13 protein-coding genes are annotated in these 13,684 nt (G+C 63.9%); 4 read left to right on the top strand and 9 right to left on the bottom strand.

Features of this window, described 5'->3' with window-relative positions; translation table 11 throughout:
- Positions 1–9: 9 nt before the first annotated feature.
- From R4P65_RS01310 to R4P65_RS01285, 6 genes are read right to left on the bottom strand one after another with little or no spacing between them, the layout of a single operon-like run.
- Positions 10–1,170: an acyl-CoA dehydrogenase family protein gene (locus R4P65_RS01310; protein ID WP_029536739.1), complete on the bottom strand. Its 1,161-nt coding sequence runs from the start codon at positions 1,168–1,170 to the stop codon at positions 10–12.
- Positions 1,170–3,155: an acetyl/propionyl/methylcrotonyl-CoA carboxylase subunit alpha gene (locus tag R4P65_RS01305; protein WP_317825177.1), complete on the bottom strand. Its 1,986-nt coding sequence runs from the start codon at positions 3,153–3,155 to the stop codon at positions 1,170–1,172. The genes R4P65_RS01310 and R4P65_RS01305 overlap by 1 nt, the downstream gene beginning before the upstream one ends.
- Positions 3,156–3,163: 8 nt before the next feature.
- Complete coding sequence (locus R4P65_RS01300) at positions 3,164–4,762, bottom strand: acyl-CoA carboxylase subunit beta (protein ID WP_019744291.1); 1,599 nt, start codon at positions 4,760–4,762, stop codon at positions 3,164–3,166.
- Positions 4,759–5,907 carry an acyl-CoA dehydrogenase family protein gene (locus R4P65_RS01295; protein WP_007728404.1) on the bottom strand — a complete coding sequence of 383 codons (1,149 nt, stop codon included), beginning with the start codon at positions 5,905–5,907 and terminating at the stop codon, positions 4,759–4,761. The genes R4P65_RS01300 and R4P65_RS01295 overlap by 4 nt, the downstream gene beginning before the upstream one ends.
- Positions 5,904–7,625, bottom strand: coding sequence for an acyclic terpene utilization AtuA family protein (locus tag R4P65_RS01290; RefSeq protein WP_317825176.1), 1,722 nt, complete (start codon positions 7,623–7,625; stop codon positions 5,904–5,906). The genes R4P65_RS01295 and R4P65_RS01290 overlap by 4 nt, the downstream gene beginning before the upstream one ends.
- A complete protein-coding gene (locus R4P65_RS01285; protein WP_317825175.1) occupies positions 7,622–8,443 on the bottom strand; it encodes a TIGR03084 family metal-binding protein in 822 nt (273 codons plus the stop codon). The genes R4P65_RS01290 and R4P65_RS01285 overlap by 4 nt, the downstream gene beginning before the upstream one ends.
- Before the next feature lie 109 nt (positions 8,444–8,552).
- Here R4P65_RS01285 and R4P65_RS01280 point away from each other — a divergent pair, with 109 nt between their 5' ends.
- The 4 genes from R4P65_RS01280 to R4P65_RS01265 are packed head-to-tail and all read left to right on the top strand — an operon-like array spanning position 8,553 to position 11,078.
- The gene (locus R4P65_RS01280) at positions 8,553–9,353 is read left to right on the top strand and encodes a crotonase/enoyl-CoA hydratase family protein (RefSeq protein WP_230812173.1); all 801 of its coding nucleotides are present in this window, start codon (positions 8,553–8,555) and stop codon (positions 9,351–9,353) included.
- The gene (locus R4P65_RS01275; protein ID WP_317825174.1) at positions 9,350–10,210 is read left to right on the top strand and encodes an EamA family transporter; all 861 of its coding nucleotides are present in this window, start codon (positions 9,350–9,352) and stop codon (positions 10,208–10,210) included. The genes R4P65_RS01280 and R4P65_RS01275 overlap by 4 nt, the downstream gene beginning before the upstream one ends.
- 44 nt (positions 10,211–10,254) lie before the next feature.
- Positions 10,255–10,782 carry a gamma carbonic anhydrase family protein gene (locus tag R4P65_RS01270; RefSeq protein ID WP_317825173.1) on the top strand — a complete coding sequence of 176 codons (528 nt, stop codon included), beginning with the start codon at positions 10,255–10,257 and terminating at the stop codon, positions 10,780–10,782.
- Positions 10,779–11,078, top strand: coding sequence for a PaaI family thioesterase (locus R4P65_RS01265; RefSeq protein WP_317825538.1), 300 nt, complete (start codon positions 10,779–10,781; stop codon positions 11,076–11,078). Before R4P65_RS01270 ends, R4P65_RS01265 begins: the two co-directional genes overlap by 4 nt.
- On the opposite strand, the gene R4P65_RS01260 is transcribed toward R4P65_RS01265, so the two are convergent.
- The 3 genes from R4P65_RS01260 to R4P65_RS01250 are packed head-to-tail and all read right to left on the bottom strand — an operon-like array spanning position 11,075 to position 13,636.
- On the bottom strand, positions 11,075–12,061 hold the full coding sequence (locus R4P65_RS01260; RefSeq protein ID WP_317825172.1) for a pirin family protein: 987 nt from the start codon (positions 12,059–12,061) through the stop codon (positions 11,075–11,077). The two genes, R4P65_RS01265 and R4P65_RS01260, sit on opposite strands and share 4 nt — an antisense overlap.
- A 20-nt stretch (positions 12,062–12,081) precedes the next feature.
- Positions 12,082–12,555, bottom strand: a complete 474-nt coding sequence (locus R4P65_RS01255) for a MarR family winged helix-turn-helix transcriptional regulator (protein WP_317825537.1) — start codon at positions 12,553–12,555, stop codon at positions 12,082–12,084.
- A complete protein-coding gene (locus tag R4P65_RS01250; RefSeq protein WP_317825171.1) occupies positions 12,542–13,636 on the bottom strand; it encodes an LLM class flavin-dependent oxidoreductase in 1,095 nt (364 codons plus the stop codon). The genes R4P65_RS01255 and R4P65_RS01250 overlap by 14 nt, the downstream gene beginning before the upstream one ends.
- Between the last annotated feature and the right edge of the window lie 48 nt (positions 13,637–13,684).

The raw sequence follows: 13,684 nt of genomic DNA, 5'->3' as shown, positions 1-13,684 counted from the left end.
TGAGACCGTCTAGTAAGACCGCGGCAGACCGAGGGAATGCTGCGAGACGAAGTTGAGGATCATCTCGCGACTGACCGGGGCAACGCGGGCGATACGTGCCGCGCCGAGCATGGCAGCCAGTCCGTATTCCTTCGTCAGACCTGCGCCGCCGTGCGTCTGAATCGCTTGATCGAGTGCCTTGATGCTGGCCTCGGCGGCCGCGTACTTCGCCATGTTCGCGGCTTCGGCAGCACCGAAATCGTCACCGCTGTCGTAGAGCACCGCGGCCTTCTGCATCATCAGCTTGGCGAGTTCGAGTTCGATCTTCACCTGCGCGAGAGGGTGCGAAATACCCTGGTGCGCACCGATCGGCGTCTTCCACACCGTTCGCTCGTTGGCGAACTTCACCGCAGCGTTGAGGGCGTAACGGCCCATACCGATCGCCATCGACGCACCCAGAATGCGCTCCGGATTGAGGCCGGCGAACAACTGCATCAGGGCGGCATCAGCTTCACCGACCAGAGCGTCGGCCGGCAGGCGCACGTCGTCGAGGAACAGGATGAACTGGTGGTCCGGTTCGATGATGTCCATCTCCATCTGCGTCTTCACGAATCCGGGAGAATCCGTGGGGACGATGAACAGAGCGGGCTTGAGCTTGCCGGTCTTGGAGTCCTCGGTGCGCGCGACGATGAGAACCGCATCAGCCTGATCGACACCCGAGATGTAAATCTTGTTGCCGCTCAGGATCCAGTCGTCGCCATCCCTGCGTGCCGTCGTGGTGATCTGATGAGAGTTGGAACCCGCGTCGGCCTCGGTGATTCCGAACGCCATGATCTTGGAGCCGTCGGCGAGGCTGGGTAGCCACTGCTGCTTCTGCTCCGCCGTGCCGTACTTGCCGATGATGGTGCCGCAAATGGCCGGGGATACGACAACCAGAAGCAGACCGGCGCCCTGTGCCGCCAATTCCTCCTGCACCAGCGCGAGTTCGTAGATACCGGCACCGCCGCCGCCGTATTCCTCCGGCAGGTTGACGCCCAGGAATCCGAGTTTGCCCGCCTCGTTCCACAATTCGGTGAGCGGCTCACCCTTGCGCGCCTTTGGCAGCACGTAGTCGACGTAGTTGAAGCGCTCACCCAGTTTGGAAACGGATGCCCGCAGTTCCTTCTGCTCTTCGGTTTCGATGAAACTCATCATGCTTCCTCTTCTGTAGCGGGTTCTTCCACACGTGCGAGTACCGATCCGACCTCGACCTGCTGGCCGACAGCGACCGGAAGTTCTACCAGGACACCGGCAGTCGGCGCGGTGACGGTGTGTTCCATCTTCATGGCCTCTAGCCACAGAATCGGCTGGCCGGCAGTGACGGTGTCACCGAGTGCGGCACCGAGGCGGATAACCGATCCCGGCATCGGAGCGAGCAACGAACCGGCCGCGACTTCCGCCGACGGATCCACGAAGCGCGGTGCTGCCGTCAACGCGACGGGCCCCAGCGAGGAGTCGACAAAAATCTCACTCCCGTAGGCCGCCACGTCGAACGAACGCCGTACTCCGCTCTGCTCGAGCACGACTCGGGCAGCAGTTGCCGATACCAGGCTCACGTCGTCGAAGCCTTCTGCGCTCAGCACCCCGCTTCGGCTCAGGGAGTATCGGATGTCGTAGTCGCCCGACGCAGTGGAGTAGCTCTTGCTCTGCGGCTGCGACGGGAGGTTGCGCCACCCGCTGGGCAAGCGGCCGATGACGCGCGCCGACGCCCGGTTGTGAGCGGCATCGGCAAGTGCCGCCGCCAGCGCCGAAAGCCTTTCGGCGTCGGTGTCGGCCAGAGGCGTTGACAACTTCTCGAGGTCATGGGTCTCGAAGAACGCCGTATCGGTGTCTCCGGCAATGAAGGCCGGGTGGCCCAGGACGTTGACGAGCAGGTCCCGGTTGGTACGCAGGCCGTGAATCCTGGTGCGCGCCAGCGTCGATCCGAGTAGCCGCGCAGCTGCCGTTCTGGTCGGCGCATACGAGATGACCTTGGCCAGCATCGGATCGTAGTGGACGCCCACAACACTGCCGTCAACGACGCCGGAATCGAGCCGAACGCCCGGCTCGCGCAGAACACTGAATTCTGCCACGTCACCAGGCAACTCGATGTGGTGAACGGTTCCACTCTGCGGCTGCCAGTTCTTGGCGGGATCCTCGGCGTACAGGCGCACCTCGATCGAATGCCCACGGATCTCCGGCTGTTCGTCCGGAAGTACTTCACCTGAAGCGACCTGCAATTGCAGTTCCACCAGATCGAGGCCGGTGGTGCACTCCGTGACCGGATGCTCTACCTGCAAACGCGTGTTCATTTCCAGGAAGAAGAAGTCGCCTTTTTCGTCAGCCAGGAATTCAACGGTTCCTGCGCCTTCGTAACCGATGGCGTTGGCTGCGAGCCGCGAGGCGTCGAAGAGCTTGTCGCGCATGGCGGGGATGCGTTGCACGAGCGGCGACGGTGCCTCTTCGACGACCTTCTGGTGTCGACGCTGGATCGAGCACTCGCGCTCGCCCACCGCCCACACGCCGCCGTGCCGGTCGGCCATGACCTGAACCTCGATGTGCCGACCGGTCTCGAGGTAGCGCTCGCAGAAGACCGTCGGGTCGCCGAAGGCGGACTGCGCCTCACGCCGCGCCGCTTCCAGTTCGCCGTCCAGCGCCGACAATTCACGAACGACACGCATTCCGCGTCCGCCGCCGCCCGCCGACGCTTTGATGAGCACCGGAAGATGAGCGTCGGTCACCGCAGCGGGATCGAGTTCGGACAGCACCGGAACTCCGGCCGCGTCCATGATCTTCTTGGACTCGACCTTCGATCCCATGAGCTCGATGGATTCGACGGGCGGACCGATCCACGTCAGCCCCGCGTCGATGACGCTGCGCGCGAACTCCGCGTTCTCGGAGAGGAATCCGTAGCCGGGGTGAATCGCGTCGGCGCCCGAAGCCTTGGCGGCGGCGACGATGAGCTCACCCCGCAGGTAGGTCTCGGCAGGCGTGTTACCCGGCAGCCGAACGGACGCGTCGGCTTCGGCGACGTGCGGACTGTCGGCATCTGCGTCGGAAAATACCGCGACCGTGCCGATTCCGTTCCTGCGGCAGGTTGCAAAGACACGGCGGGCGATTTCGCCACGATTGGCGACCAGTACAGAAGTGATTGTCACGGCGTGCCTCACATACGGAAGACGCCGAAGTTCTCGGTGCCTTCGATCGGGGCGGTGGCAATGGCCGACAGGCACATTCCCACCACGGTGCGGGTATCTCGGGGATCGATGACGCCGTCGTCGTACAGACGCCCGGACAGGAACATCGGAAGTGACTCGGCCTCGATCTGGTTCTCGATCATCGCGCGCATACCGGCATCAGCCTGCTCGTCGAAAACCTGGCCGCGGGCCTCGGCAGCAGCGCGTCCCACGATGGAGATGACGCCGGCGAGCTGCGCACCACCCATGACGGCGGACTTGGAACTGGGCCAGGCAAAGAGGAATCGCGGATCGAACGCCCGTCCGCACATGCCGTAGTGACCGGCGCCGTACGACGCTCCGAGCAGGATCGAGATGTGCGGAACCTTGGAGTTGGCAACCGCATTGATCATCATCGATCCATGCTTGATCATGCCGCCCTCCTCGTATTCCTTACCCACCATGTAGCCGGTGGTGTTGTGCAGGAACAGCAACGGCGTGTTGGAACGGTTGGCGAGCTGGATGAACTGCGTGGCCTTCTGGGATTCCTCGCTGAAGAGCACTCCACGTGCGTTGGCCAGGATGCCGATCGGGTAGCCGTTCAGCTCCGCCCAGCCGGTCACGAGAGAGGAACCGTAGAGCGGCTTGAACTCGTCGAAGTCGGAACCGTCGACGATACGAGCGATGACCTCACGCGGATCGAACGGGATCTTCAGGTCGGCCGGAACGATGCCGAGCAACTCTTCCGGATCCTCGAGCGGTTCGATGATCTCGGCGCGGGGTGCCGGCCCCTTCTTGGTCCAGTTGAGCCGCTTGACGATCGAGCGCCCGATGCGGATTGCGTCCTGCTCGTCGGCGGCGAAGTAATCGGCCAGGCCGGACTTGCGAGCGTGCATTTCGGCGCCGCCGAGTGCCTCGTCGTCGGATTCCTCACCGGTGGCCATCTTGACCAGCGGCGGGCCAGCGAGGAACACCTTGGAGCGTTCCTTGATCATCACGACGTGGTCGGACATGCCCGGGATGTACGCGCCGCCGGCCGTCGAGTTACCGAAGACCAGTGCAATGGTGGGGATTCCGGCTGCGGACAGCTGAGTGAGGTCACGGAACATCCGGCCACCGGGAATGAACACCTCTTTCTGCGTCGGCAAGTCTGCGCCACCGGACTCGACGAGCGAGATCACCGGAAGGCGATTCTGCATCGCGATGTCGTTCGCGCGGAATCCCTTACGCAGCGTCCATGGATTGCTGGTGCCGCCGCGCACGGTGGGATCGTTGGCGACGATCAGGCATTCGACACCTTCGACGACGCCGATACCGACCACGGTGCTGGCGCCGACCGGGAAGTCACTCCCCCACGCAGCGAGGGGGCACAGTTCGAGAAACGGTGAATCCTGATCGAGCAGAAGCTCGATCCGCTCGCGTGCCAGGAGCTTTCCCCGCTTGTGGTGACGCTCGGTGTACTTCTCGCCACCGCCCGCCAACGCCTTGGCGTGCTCGACCTCGATCTCGGCGAGCTTGGTGTTCATGGTCGATGTTGCGGTCTGGTACACCTCGGAATTGGTGTCCAGTGTTGACCGAATGACACTCATGACTGATACCCCAATCGCTTGGCCGCGAGGCCGGTGAGGATTTCGGTGGTTCCGCCACCGATTCCCAGAATTCGCATGTCCCGGTACTGCCTCTCCACTTCACTTTCCTGCATGTATCCGAGGCCGCCGAACAGCTGAACGGCTTGGTTCGCAACCCATTCACCCGTTTCGACCGCCGTGTTCTTGGCGAAGCACACCTCAGCGATCAGATCGCCGTCACCGGCCATGTACCGCTCGATCACCGAGTGCGTGTACACCTTGGCGACGTCGATCTTGCGGGCCATCTCGGTGACGGTGTTCTGCACGGCCTGCCGACTGATCAGTGGGCGTCCGAAAGTCTCGCGGGCGCGGCACCATTCGAGGGTCAACTCGAGGCATCGCTCGGCACTGGCATACGCCTGCGCAGCGAGGGCGACGCGCTCGGAAACGAAGGCCTGCGCGATCTGCGCGAAGCCGCTGTTCTCTGCCCCGACCAGATTCTCCACCGGAACCCGGGCGTCGACGAAGGACAGCTCCGCGGTATCCGATGCACGCCAGCCCATCTTCTCGAGTTTGCGCGAGACCGTGAATCCCGGTGTGCCCTTCTCGATCACGAGCAGCGAGACGCCACCCGCGCCAGGGCCACCGGTACGCACGGCCGTGACGACGAAGTCTGCGCGAACACCGGAGGTGATGAACGTCTTCGCGCCGTTGACTACGTAATGGTCGCCGTCGCGCTTGGCTGTGGTTGTCAGGTGTCCGACGTCGCTGCCTCCGCCGGGTTCGGTGATGGCGAGCGAGCCGATCTTGTCGCCGCGCAGGGTCGGCTTGACCCACTTCTCGATCTGCGCCTCGTCGCCGGCCGCGATCAGGTGCGGCACCGCGATGCCGCAGGTGAACAGCGAGGCGAACAGCCCGCCCGACGCACCAGCCTGATGCATCTCCTCACAGATCACGATGGAGTCGACGGCGTCGCCGCCCTCACCGCCCGCCGATTCGGGCGCACTGGCCCCGAGGAGGCCGAGAGCGCCTGCCTTGCGGTGCAATTCGCGCGGAATCTCGCCGTCGCGCTCCCACTGCGTCAGATGCGGCAGAATCTCCTGGTTCACGAATCCGCGTACGGTCTCGCGAAGCGCAAGCCTTTCCGGTGTGGTCCACACGGTCACCGTGAATCCTCTTTCTCGTCAGTTACGGGGAGTAGCGAAATCGGGATGTCGATGTGGCGCGAGCGCAGCCATTCACCAATTCCCTTGGCCTGCGGATCGAACCGCGCCTGCGAGGCCACACCCTGACCGAGAATTCCCTCGATCACGAAGTTGACGGCACGAAGGTGCGGCAGCTGGTAGCGAGTGACGTTCAGGTCTGCTGCTTCCGGTAGCAGTTCCTTGAGCATTTCGACGGTCAGAGTGTGCGCCAACCACTTCCACTGCTCGTCTGTGCGAACCCAGACTCCGACGTTGGCGTTTCCACCCTTGTCTCCACTGCGCGCACCGGCGATAGTGCCGAGCGGCACCGAGAGCGAAGACTGAGGCGGCAAGGGCTGCGGCCGCTCGGGTTCGTCGACCGGTTCGAGGTCCTGCGTCAGCGTCGAAGGAGCGATGTCCACGCGAGTGCCGTCTGGAAGTACGGCAACGTGAGGCACCGATCCCGCGTCGACGTAGCCGGGGGTGAACACCCCGTACGGTTGGCCGTTGCTCGGCGGCGCGGTCAGCGAGAAGCCTGGGTAACTGGCAAGCGCCATTTCCACCGCAACCGCAGAGAAGGGACGACCGATCACCTTGGGGTCGGAGTCGCGAACCACGCAGCGCAGTAACGCACTCGCGGTTTCCTCGGTGTCGGAATCCGGGTGATCCGTGCGAGCGAGAGTCCAGACCAGTTCGGCCGGCTTCTTTGTCAGCCAGGATTCGAGTTGAGTCTTCGCCAGATCAGCCTTGGCCTCGATGTCGAGACCGGTGAGAATGAAAGTGGCCTCGTTGCGGAACCCGGCCAGCGTGTTCAGCGAGACCTTGTACTGCGGCGGCGGGGCCTCTCCCGTGACGCCGCTGATCAGCACCCGATCCGGGCCTTCCTGGGTGAGCACCGCGTTGTCGATGCGGGTGGTCACGTCCGGGCCTGCGTAGCGTCCACCCGTGATCTCGTACAACAGCTGCGCCGTCACGGTGCCGACGCTCACCTCGCCGTCCGTTCCGGCGTGCTTGGTGATGACCGAAGATCCGTCCGCGTTGATCTCGGCGATCGGGAAGCCTGGCCGGCCCAGATTCGGAACCTCTGTGAAGAACGCGTAGTTGCCGCCGGTGGCCTGGGTTCCGCACTCGATGACGTGGCCCGCTGCGACAGCACCGGCCAGCTGATCGAAATCATCTCGCTTCCAACCGAAGTGATGAGCGGCTGGACCGACGATCACCGACGCGTCGGTGACACGACCGGTGACCACGACATCGGCGTCGGCCGACAATGCTTCGACGACGCCCCAGGCGCCGAGGTACGCGTTGGCCGTCAGCGGGGAGCCGAGTCCGAGTTCGTCTGCCCGAGAGACCAGATCGTCGCCCTCGACGTGGGCGATCTTCGCGTTCAACCCCAGCTTGGTGTTGACCTCGCGCAGCGCGTCGGCCAGTCCGGCGGGATTGAGACCGCCGGCATTCGCGACGATCTTCACGCCCTTGTCGAGCGCAAGTCCGAGGGTGTCTTCCACCTGCCGCAGGAACGTCTTCGCATAGCCGAGCGACGGGTCCTTCATCCGATCCCGGCCGAGGATCAACATCGTCAGTTCGGCCAGGTAGTCGCCGGTCAGGTAGTCGAGTTCGCCGCCCTCGAGCATCTCGCGCATCGCCGAGACGCGATCGCCGTAGAAACCGGAACAGTTACCGATCCGTACCGAACTCATTTATCCACCTCCGCTTCTCGTCCCTCGCGGCCGGATCCAACGGCAGCTCGTCCCTCGCCGCTGGGTCCCGCGAACGCCTGCGCGAACCCGAGCCACTCGTCTGCGTCGGCACCCACGGCGACCAGGTCGAGATCAGCGCGATGGGCCCGCTGAGTGACCAGCAAGCAGAAGTCCAACGCCGACCCGGTCACCTTCTGCGACGCATCTTCCGGCCCCCAGGTCCAAACCGACCCGTCCGGCGCGGTCAACTCAACCCGGAAATCCTCGGCGGGCGGCGTCTTTTCATTGACCGAGTACGCGAAGTTCCGCGTCCGCACACCCAGGTGAGCGATGTTCTTGATGCGCGCCGTCGGGGCGCGTTCGGCGCCAAGGGCATCGGCAACGTCCTGTCCGTGTGCCCACGTCTCCATCAACCGCGCGGTTGCCATGGAGACTCCGCCCATAGGCGGGCCGTACCAGGGAAACTTGGTGCCGGCCGGCGCTGCGGTGAGCGCCTCGACGAGAGCAGTGCGCCCCGCTCGCCAATCGGCCAGCAACTCCGCAGGCGGGCGGGCAGCCTGCTCGGCCGCCCCGTCGTCGACGAACCCCGCCGGATTCACGAATGCCGCCTTCAACTGCTCCGCGAACCCGTCCGGGTCGGTAATCGCAAGGATCGCGGCACTGTCCGTCCAGTGCAGGTGCCCGATCTGATGCGCGATTGTCCACCCTTCCGCAGGCGTCAGTGTCGCCCACTTCTCCTCGGGCAGATCTGCAACCAGGGCATCGAGGCTCTCGCCTTCGGCCCGCAAGTCATCGATGAACGTCTGAAGTTCGGCCATGCGACCAGCATCACACTCGCACCCATAAAAATCAAGCACGAATGATTGTTATTGCGAATTCTTGTGGTGAGAGACTGAGCTCAACCGCCATCGACTACCAGGAGCACCCATGAGCGACGCCGTACTGATCTCGCGAACCGGCGATGTGGTTACGTGGACCCTCAATCGTCCGGACACCCGCAACGCGATCTCCGAGATCGACATGATCGAAGCTCTCGAAGACGCGGTCACCGCGGTGAACCGAGATCAGAGTGTGCGCGCAGTCATCCTCACGGGAGCCGGGTCAGCCTTCTCCTCCGGTGGCAACGTCAAACACATGCGAGACAAGGAAGGCATGTTCGGTGGCGCGCCCGGCGAGATCCGCCAGGGCTACCGGCATGGCATCCAGCGCATTCCACTCGCGCTGTACACGTGTGAGGTGCCGACCATCGCAGCCGTCAACGGACCTGCCATCGGAGCGGGCTGCGATCTCTCGCTCATGTGCGACCTCCGCATCGGGTCGACGGCGGCGGTCTTCGCCGAGAGCTTCGTCAAGGTAGGACTCATCCCCGGCGACGGCGGAGCGTGGCTGCTCCCCCGCGCGATCGGCAACGCTCGCGCCGCCGAGATGGCATTCACCGGCGAACCGATCGATGCGGCGAAGGCACTCGACTGGGGGCTGGTCTCGCAAGTCACCGAGCCCGAGGAATTGCTCTCCGCAGCGCATGCCCTGGCAGCGCGGGTAGCGGCCAATCCCCCGCAGGTACTCCGGATGACCAAGAAACTGCTTCGCGAGGGCCAGCACCAAAGCCTCGAGAGCCTGCTCGAACTCTCGGCCGCCATGCAGTCGATCGCCCATCACACCCGCGATCACCACGAAGCCGTCGCGGCCATGCTCGAACGTCGTAGTCCTGAGTTCACCGGAGAATGAAGACCGGCAGTCAGCTACTGCCAGTCGGCGCAGTCCTCACCTCGATACTGTCGCTCCAGTTCGGAGCGGCATTCGCGACGACACTGTTCTCGCAGATCGGACCTGCCGGCGCCACGACGCTGCGACTGACGATCGCCGCGATCATCCTCGGCGTCGTCGTCCGCCCGCGATGGAGCCGGTGGTCGAACCGACAGCGCAAGGGTATCTTCGCGCTGGGCATCGCCCTCGCCGTGATGAACGGTGCCTTCTACCTCGCCCTCGAGACGGTGCCTATCGGCACCGCCGTCACCATCGAGTTCCTCGGACCGCTCACCCTGGCCGCAGTTCTGTCTCGTCGGTGGGCCGACGGAGCATGGGTGCTGCTCGCCTTCGGCGGAGTGTTGCTGCTGGGGCTGGGCGATCACGGCGAATCCGGTTTGGACCCGATCGGGGTGATGTTCGCGTTGATCGCCGCTGCCGCGTGGGCCGGCTACATCGTGGCAGGCTCTCACCTGGCAGCGACGCTCCCGAGCGCCGACGGGTTGGCGGGCGCAAGCATCGTCGCGGCGGTATTGACGCTCCCCTTCGGCGTCGTCTCCGGCGGGAGTGAACTGCTGGATCCGAAGATGCTCGCCGCCGGCGCGGCCGTCGCCATCCTCTCGTCCGTCATCCCGTACAGCTTGGAGATGTGGGCCCTACGCTCGCTGGCCAAGAAGGTCTTTGCCGTCCTCATCGCCCTCGAACCCGCTGCGGCGGCGCTGGCCGGAGTTCTCGTGATCGGGCAAACGCTCGATGCGTTCACACTCGTGGCCATCGGACTGGTGGTAACCGCGGGTGTCGGGACGGTCGTCATGAATCGAAAACCCACACCGAAATAGTCCAGGTACCGTCAGAGCACGTCATTCCAACGCACAGGAGAACCATGACCAACCCGATCATCGCCACCGTTCTCGGTAACACCCCGCAGATCGACGAAAGCGCGTTCATCGCGCCCAACGCCACCGTTGTCGGCGCGGTGACCATCGCTGCGGGCGCCAGCATCTGGTACGGCGCGGTTATCCGCGGCGACTCCGAGTCGATCTCCATCGGCGCGGACACCAACATTCAGGACAACTGCACGGTTCACGCCGACCCGACGTTCCCCGCGGTACTGGGCGAACGAATCTCGGTCGGCCACAACGCGGTGCTGCACGGATGCACCGTCGAAGACGACGTGCTCGTCGGCATGGGCGCCGTGGTGCTCAACGGCGCGCACATCGGTTCGGGATCGCTGATCGCGGCCGGTGCCGTCGTGTCTCAGGGAATGCAGATCCCGCCTGGATCACTGGTAGCCGGTGTGCCCGCCAAGGTCAAACGTGAACTCTCCGAAGGCGAAAAGGCCGGTATCACCGCCAACGGCGCCGGCTACTTGATGCTCGCCAAGGCCCACCAGGACATCGAGCAGGCCTGATCGACGTCTGCAAAACTCGAACTGGCGCAACAGGTCCAGGCAGCTCAACCGTTCAGCGCCCCCTGACCTTCGCGGCCGGTAGCGTCCTCGGGTCCAGCATCGTCACCGCAGAATTCACCATCAGTTACCTGCGTCCCGCGTGCGGAGCACTGCTCCGGGCGCGGGCGCGCGTGAACAGCAAGAGCAGATCCCAGGCCCTCGCCCGCTGCGACATTTTCGCAGTAGCCGAGGACGGCAGTAAAACCCTGTGCGCCGCAGGTCAGGGAACGGTCAGCGTCATCACGTTGCGCGACTAACCGCGGGGCCGCAACGTACTGTTCGGCAACTCGGGCGCCGACAGCGCCGGACCGTCGTATCCCGGCACGACACCAAAACGCTGATCCTGGACGCTGCCGTCGAATCCGGAGGCCAGTTCGGCCTGCCACTTACGTCGATACTCGACGATCTCTTCGTGTGTACGGCCCATGAAGTTCCACCACATGATGACTTGCTTTCCCAACGGTTTACCGCCGAGAAGTAGCAGTCGAGTGGGTTCGGAACCCGGATTGCGCAGAGTCAGTTTCCCGAAACCCGTTGCTTGATAACCCAACTCAGCCCAGCCGACGGTGGTTCCGCGTAGCACAACCGATCCTTGATCGACGATCACCCCGTGCTCATGTGAACGATCGACGTCGAGGGCAATCTCGGCGCCAGGATCCAAAATCACCTCGGCGCCCAACAATTCGGTGAAGGTCGACACCGGAGACGAGTCATCGGCGAGCGAGCCGAGGAACACACTGAGCGTGGCGCCGCCGATGGTCACCGGCTCGGGCCGGTAGTGAACAAATGCGGGTGCGGTCTCGCGCGCCGCGTCCGGAAGCGCCACCCACAGCTGCATCCCATGCAGAACCCTCGTGTTCGGCGTCGACACCTCGGAGTGTGCGATCCCGCTCCCGGCCGTCATCAAATTCAGTTCGCCCGGCCGCACCATCGCATGGGAGCCGATGCTGTCACGGTGCTCGATCTCTCCGGTGAACAGCCAACTGACCGTCTGCAATCCAGTATGCGGATGCGGCGGCACATGCATGCCTGGTCCATTGCCGACATCGTCGGGCCCGTAGTGATCGGCAAAACACCACGCCCCGATCAGCGAACGCTCGCGCTGCGGAAGGGTGCGTCGCACTCGCATTGCCCGCGGGCCACCGAGCGGCACGTCGCGCGGGGTGAGAATCTGAATCTCGCTCTCGACCGGATTGCCTTCGCATTCCTGCTCGACGGGTTGCGCTTCGAGGTTGCTCATATCGTCCATCCTGCCTCTGGTCATGCCTGCGTGAGACGCAGACGCGTGCACAATTCGGCCAACAGTCGAAGTTCGTCCGCGTCCAACGCCGGTCCGACGTGGCGGCGAATACTTGCCGCATGCCGGCGACCCACTGATTTCTGCAGCGCTGCACCCGCTTCGGTGAGTTGCACGATCGTGCCGCGACGGTCACGCGGATCAACACTTCTCGATACCAATCCTTCGCCTTCCAGCCGCTCCACCAGGCGGCTGAGCGACGGTTGACTCAACAGAATCTCCCAATTCAGGTCATGTAAGCGCAGACAGTTCCGCGGCGCGAGACTGAGCGTGAACAGCACGTCGTACTCGCGCATCGTCACCTGATCCCAGACGTCATCGGCAGAGAGCCGCCGCATCACCGACACCTGGGCGCGAAACAAGGCTTCCCAGGCGTCGGTGGCGAGCTCGGTGGTGCTGACCGGAGTCTCTGTCTGTTGTGCGTCAGGCAGTGACACTGCTTGCCTCACGAGCCGCCTTCATCGACGCGTGAGTAGGCGGGTTGTCCGGCACATGGGCGGGGCGCCTGGCCGAGAACTCACGGCGCAGAACCGGAACAACTTCCTCACCGAGCAGATCGAGCTGCTCGAGCACTGTCTTGAGCGGAAGACCCGCGTGATCCATCAAGAACAACTGGCGCTGATAGTCACCGAAGAAATCGGCAAAAGCCAAGGTCTTCTCGATGACCTGTTCGGGGGAACCGACCGTCAACGGGGTCTGCTCGGTGAACTCCTCGAGCGAAGGTCCGTGGCCGTACACAGGGGCATTGTCGAAATACGGACGGAATTCCTTGACCGCGTCTTGACTGTTCTTGCGCATGAAGACCTGACCGCCGAGTCCGACGATCGCCTGATCCGCGGACCCGTGGCCGTAGTGCTCGTAACGCTGGCGATAGAGCTTGATCAGCTCGATGTAGTGCTCTTTCGGCCAGAAGATGTTGTTCGCGAAGAATCCGTCACCGTGATAGGCCGCGATCTCCGCGATCTCGGGGCTGCGAATCGACCCGTGCCACACGAACGGGGCGATGCCGTCCAGCGGGCGCGGAGTGGACGTGAATCCCTGCAGCGGTGTGCGGTACTCCCCCTGCCAGTTCACGACCTCCTCGTCCCACAGCCGGCGAAGAAGTTGATAGTTCTCGAGCGCCAACGGGATTCCGGCGCGAATGTCCTTGCCGAACCACGGGTATACCGGCGCGGTGTTTCCGCGTCCCATCATCAGATCGACGCGCCCCTCGGCGAGGTGCTGCAGCATCGCGTAGTCCTCGGCGATCTTCACCGGGTCGTTGGTGGTGATCAGCGTCGTGGACGTGGACAGCGTGATCTTCTCGGTCTGAGCAGCGATGTATCCGAGCATCGTCGTCGGTGACGACGGAACGAACGGCTTGTTGTGATGCTCGCCGGTCGCGAAGACGTCGAGTCCGACTTCCTCTGCGTGCTTGGCGATGGTCGTCATGGCCTTGATGCGATCGTGCTCGGTGGGCGTGACCCCAGTCGTGGGATCAGTGGTGACGTCGCCGACCGTGAAGATTCCGAACTGCATGGTTGCTCCTCCGCGAACTAGATCCATGCGTTTGCATGTAACTCATCA

The organism is Rhodococcus sp. IEGM 1318 (assembly GCF_033142465.1).
GTDB lineage: Bacteria > Actinomycetota > Actinomycetes > Mycobacteriales > Mycobacteriaceae > Rhodococcus_F > Rhodococcus_F qingshengii_B.
The sequence above is the reverse complement of the archived record's forward strand: the minus strand, read 5'-3'. Positions and strand labels throughout refer to the sequence as shown.

Excerpts from the sequence above, each read along its gene's own strand:
- R4P65_RS01280 (WP_230812173.1), top strand. The coding sequence starts at position 8,553 with ATGAGCGACGCCGTACTGATCTCGCGAACCGGCGATGTGGTTACGTGG.
- R4P65_RS01250 (WP_317825171.1), bottom strand. The coding sequence starts at position 13,636 with ATGCAGTTCGGAATCTTCACGGTCGGCGACGTCACCACTGATCCCACG.
- R4P65_RS01275 (WP_317825174.1), top strand. The coding sequence starts at position 9,350 with ATGAAGACCGGCAGTCAGCTACTGCCAGTCGGCGCAGTCCTCACCTCG.
- R4P65_RS01300 (WP_019744291.1), bottom strand. The coding sequence starts at position 4,762 with ATGAGTGTCATTCGGTCAACACTGGACACCAATTCCGAGGTGTACCAG.
- R4P65_RS01290 (WP_317825176.1), bottom strand. The coding sequence starts at position 7,625 with ATGAGTTCGGTACGGATCGGTAACTGTTCCGGTTTCTACGGCGATCGC.
- R4P65_RS01285 (WP_317825175.1), bottom strand. The coding sequence starts at position 8,443 with ATGGCCGAACTTCAGACGTTCATCGATGACTTGCGGGCCGAAGGCGAG.
- R4P65_RS01260 (WP_317825172.1), bottom strand. The coding sequence starts at position 12,061 with ATGAGCAACCTCGAAGCGCAACCCGTCGAGCAGGAATGCGAAGGCAAT.
- R4P65_RS01310 (WP_029536739.1), bottom strand. The coding sequence starts at position 1,170 with ATGAGTTTCATCGAAACCGAAGAGCAGAAGGAACTGCGGGCATCCGTT.
- R4P65_RS01270 (WP_317825173.1), top strand. The coding sequence starts at position 10,255 with ATGACCAACCCGATCATCGCCACCGTTCTCGGTAACACCCCGCAGATC.